The organism is Streptomyces sp. RP5T (assembly GCF_003933965.1).
GTDB lineage: Bacteria > Actinomycetota > Actinomycetes > Streptomycetales > Streptomycetaceae > Streptomyces.
This window is the reverse complement of sequence record NZ_RSAJ01000710.1, coordinates 1-3,875: the sequence shown is the minus strand read 5'-3', so window position 1 is coordinate 3,875 and position 3,875 is coordinate 1. Positions and strand designations below refer to the sequence as shown.

Sequence of the window (3,875 nt, the reverse complement as noted above, 5' to 3'; positions counted from 1 at the left end):
GGTTGCTGGGTCCTGGGGGAGCGTAGTTGCCTGCCCCGATGCCCGCCGGCATGGTCGGTGCGGCCCAGGTGTGCGACGGGGCGGGCTGCGGGGTCGATGGTGGGTGCGACAGCGCAGGTTCCCCACCCAGGATGTTCAGCAGGCCGTCCTGCGCGTGCACCGCTGTGTCGTAGGCGTCAGCGTCCACGCCCTGGCTTTGCACGACGGTCGGCACCCAGTCAGCATCTACTTCAATCAAGCGATCGAGCAGGACCGTGGGGATGTCCGGGTGGTGTTCTGCGTCCGGTGCGCCGGGCACGTTCAGCGGCACCACCACCACAATCTGGGGCGGCATGTCGAGCGTTGTCTCGGCGTCCTGTTCGGTGGCTGTGATGGTCGGGTCTTCCACCGCTACCCTCAGGCCCTTCGGCGGGAGCTCCGGCCAGTGCGGCATCAGCGCATTGCGGTACGTCTCATAGGCCATCCTCGCCGCGACCTCAAGCTCATACGTCTCCTGCACAGACTGCTGCACCAGCTCAGGCTGCGCCTGCCTCACATCCCCGCTCCGCCCCCGCTGCGACTCGAAGGCGGGCAGCTGTTCTTTGACAGAAAATACATGCTGACCTGAAGGACGGCTGCTATTGGATGCGGCCCCCGCCCTCATCCCATGACTCGCCGCTCGAGCCTGATCCACCGCGTTTTGCGGCACGCCATACTTTTCCGATTGTTTCAGCCAACGCTTGAAAGTCGACGTGTTTACGCTATGGAGGTTTGCCCATTTCTGGGCATTGAGCCTTTGCCAACCTGGCTGACAGCGAAGTGAGTTGGCGTGGGGGTCGGGTGAGGGAAGAGGTGAAGCTCCTGGTAGATGGGTTGTCGACCAAGATCAACCTGTCCGCCCGGAGCTTCATGTGCTTGTCTACCCATCGGGGCTGGATCTGTCCAGCTCGGCCCTTCGTTTCCTGTCCCGTCTGCTGACTGCCCGGCGCCGTGAACTCGGTACGCGGTGGCGTCGGCTCCCGGCGGACCGGCAGGCTCTGCTGGTGCTGGCCCACCTGCGGTGTGGGCACACCTATGCCCAGCTCGCTGCCGGTTTCGGCGTCGGGACCAGCACGGTGGCCCGGTACGTGACCGAAGCCGTCGAGGTCCTGGCCGCTCTCGCGCCCGACCTCGCCACGGCCGTCCGGGCGGCGGCGCGCAAGGCGTTCGTGATCCTCGACGGAACGCTGCTGCCCATCGACCGCATCGCCGCCGACCGCCCGTACTACTCCGGGAAGCACAAGAAGCACGGGATGAACGTGCAGGTCATCGCCGATCCGTTCGGGCGCCTGCTGTGGGCCTCGGCAGCCCTGCCCGGCGCGGTCCACGACATCCGTGCCGCCCGCACCCACGGCATCATCGACGCCCTGGCGGACGCCGGCATCCGATGCTGGGCCGACAAGGCGTACCAGGGCGCCGACGCTACGGTGCGGGTTCCCTACCGCGGCCGCTGGGAGAAGCTGTCCGCAGGTCAGCAGGCCGCCAACCGCTACCACGCCAAGATCCGCGCACTCGGCGAACAGGCCATGGCCACCCTCAAGACCTGGCGGCTCCTGCGCAAGTTCCGATGCAGCACCACCCGCATCACCGCACTTGTCCAAGCCGTCCTCACCCTCCACCTCAAGACCTCACATTGAGGTTGGGAAGGGCTCATTGTTCGGGTTTCTCAATGCGGCCTGCGCAACGAAGCCCTCAATGAGACCCCGCTTGCCCTCATCACTTTCGTATTCTTGTGGCATGCGCTGCTGCCAAAGCTTCCCATCCACCGCCTTCCGGAGCTCGGGGAGATCCTTATGGTGTCTATTCACCTGGGCCTGCAAGCCTTCTGCATATTTATCCGCTTCCCTCAGGATGAGCTGAAAACGCGATACCGAGATTTTATCGTTTAACATTTCTATCGCGTATGCGTTCGCTGTTCGATGCTGCGGATCCTCGAGCCAGCCTTTAATCATTTGGAACTTTTCTTGAGGCGTAAGCATGGGCATTTTTCCTCCTTGGTGCGTGTTTGATCTCAACTCAACCGTCGGCAAGGCCTGCAGAACACAGGTTCAGCAGGGTGCGAGCGCACCCTGCAACATTCCCGAGGAAAGACCCGCAGACCCGCACAGTACAGGCAGCCGCGTACACCCCTACGAAGAATGTGCCCGGGTGGTTCACCGGAAAGCCCACCGAGTCACCTGGGTAATGCTGCGAAGTCGCCGGTGTGAACAGACCCGCGAAGTCCAGCGGCTGCACAACCGGTCGGTAAATCGTTCGGCCCCGTCGGCGCACACGCTTTAGCTACTGACCTTCAAAGCGTGGTGTCGGCGGGGCTGACGGTTCATGATCCCTGCGGTACGTCGGTGGCATGAGGTATGCGCAAGAGGGCGGGCTGACCGACGAACGCCGGGCATTCCGCGAGCAGTTGAGGTTGGAGGCGGCCGAGCGGTTCGCCCAGGGCGACGAGAACCCGGTCATCGCTCACGACCTGCGGGTCAGTGTCCGGTCAGTGCAGCGGTGGCGCAGGGCCTGGTCGCAGAACGGGACCGCAGCTCTGGCGTCCAAGGGCCCGGCATCGCTGCCGCTGCTCAGCGACGAATTGTTCGCCGTGCTGGAGCATGAGCTGGCCAAGGGGCCGGTGGCGCACGGTTGGCCGGACCAGACCTGGACCCTGTCGCGGATCAGGACGCTGATCGGGCGCCGTTTCCACAAGAGCTACACCGTGCAAGGGGTGGCCGTCCTGCTCAAGCGGCATGGCTGGAGCTGCCAGGTCCCCGCCCGGCGTGCGATCGAGCGGGACGAGACCGCGGTGGCCGGCTGGGTGAAGGAGACCTGGCCGCAGGTGGAAGGACCGTGGCGGCGCTCGGGGCCTGGCTCGTCTTCGAGGACGAGGCCGGCTTCTCGATGACGCCGCCGACCACCCGCACCTGGTCCCGCCGCGGCCACACCCCGGTGATCCGCGTGCGGGGCCGCTCCCGCCGCCGCTTATCGGTCGCAGCCCTTGCCTGCTACAAGGCCGGCGAACCCTCCCGGCTGATCTACCGGCCCTGTCCCGATGCCCGGCCTGACGGACGCAAGAGCTTCTCCTGGAAGGACTACCGCGACCTCGTCCAGACCGCGCACCAGCAACTCGGCGGCCCGATCGTGCTGGTCTGAGACAACTTGAACACCCACCTGACTGCCGGAATGCGCCGCTACATCGCCGACCGCGACTGGCTCACCGTCTTCCAGCTGCCGCCCTACTCACCCGACCTCAACCCGGTCGAAGGCATCTGGTCCGTCCTGCGACGCACCACCACAGCCAACCGTGCCTTCGCCGATCCGAACGACCTGATCACCGCTGTCCGACGCGGCCTGCGCCAGCTTCAGTACCGCCCCGACGTCCTCGACGGCTGCCTCACCGGCACCGGCCTCCGGCGCCAACCAGCATGACGACATCACGCATTCAAGGTCAGTAACTGGAGCAGGTGCAAGCTTTTGAAACTCTGCCCGTACTGAGTGAACGCGTCGCCGAGCCCGGTGCGTTTGCTGTCCCATGTGGATCGGGTCGTGGCCGCGGATTTCTCCCAGGGTGAGTGACCCGGCCACTCGGTGCATGCCACCCCAGTGGGTACGGATACGATCCCCCGGCGGATGGTTTGGTTGGAGCCCAGATGGATCGGCCCATGATCGCCTGAGGCGTTCTTCGGCCACCGCCGCGCGTCGAGATCGTGTCGCTCGGCATCCCGGCCTGCAGCGAACTGGGCGAGGTTCAGTGAGCCTCTTTCATCCTGTGCTGGCGGGTGAAATGGGCTGGTCAGTGGCTGTGGTGACGAGGCAGGGCCCCTCGTCGTTGGCGTGGTGATTCCACTCAGCACACCGGCGACCGAAGGGGCCCT

At 65.3% G+C, this 3,875-nt stretch carries 4 protein-coding genes and 1 pseudogene; 3 read left to right on the top strand and 2 right to left on the bottom strand.

Annotation, left to right across the window (positions count from 1 at the left end; translation table 11 throughout):
• Positions 1–511, bottom strand: a 511-nt coding sequence (locus tag EHS43_RS39630; protein WP_148104220.1) for a hypothetical protein, incomplete at its 3' end; no start/stop codon positions are given.
• Between the two features lie 379 nt (positions 512–890).
• Between EHS43_RS39630 and EHS43_RS39625 the strand changes: the two genes are divergently transcribed.
• Positions 891–1,655 carry an IS5 family transposase gene (locus tag EHS43_RS39625; protein WP_125195405.1) on the top strand — a complete coding sequence of 255 codons (765 nt, stop codon included), beginning with the start codon at positions 891–893 and terminating at the stop codon, positions 1,653–1,655.
• Here EHS43_RS39625 and EHS43_RS39620 read toward each other — a convergent pair.
• Positions 1,647–2,003 (bottom strand): hypothetical protein, encoded by a 357-nt coding sequence (locus EHS43_RS39620; RefSeq protein WP_125195404.1) that lies wholly within the window; start codon positions 2,001–2,003, stop codon positions 1,647–1,649. The two genes, EHS43_RS39625 and EHS43_RS39620, sit on opposite strands and share 9 nt — an antisense overlap.
• 362 nt (positions 2,004–2,365) lie before the next feature.
• Here EHS43_RS39620 and EHS43_RS39615 point away from each other — a divergent pair, with 362 nt between their 5' ends.
• Both EHS43_RS39615 and EHS43_RS39610 read left to right on the top strand, forming a co-directional pair.
• Entirely contained in the window at positions 2,366–2,905 is a 540-nt protein-coding gene (locus EHS43_RS39615) for a winged helix-turn-helix domain-containing protein (RefSeq protein ID WP_185806607.1), read from the top strand.
• A pseudogene (locus EHS43_RS39610) lies at positions 2,902–3,429 on the top strand (transposase). The gene EHS43_RS39615 and the pseudogene EHS43_RS39610 overlap by 4 nt, the downstream one beginning before the upstream one ends.
• Positions 3,430–3,875 lie beyond the last annotated feature (446 nt).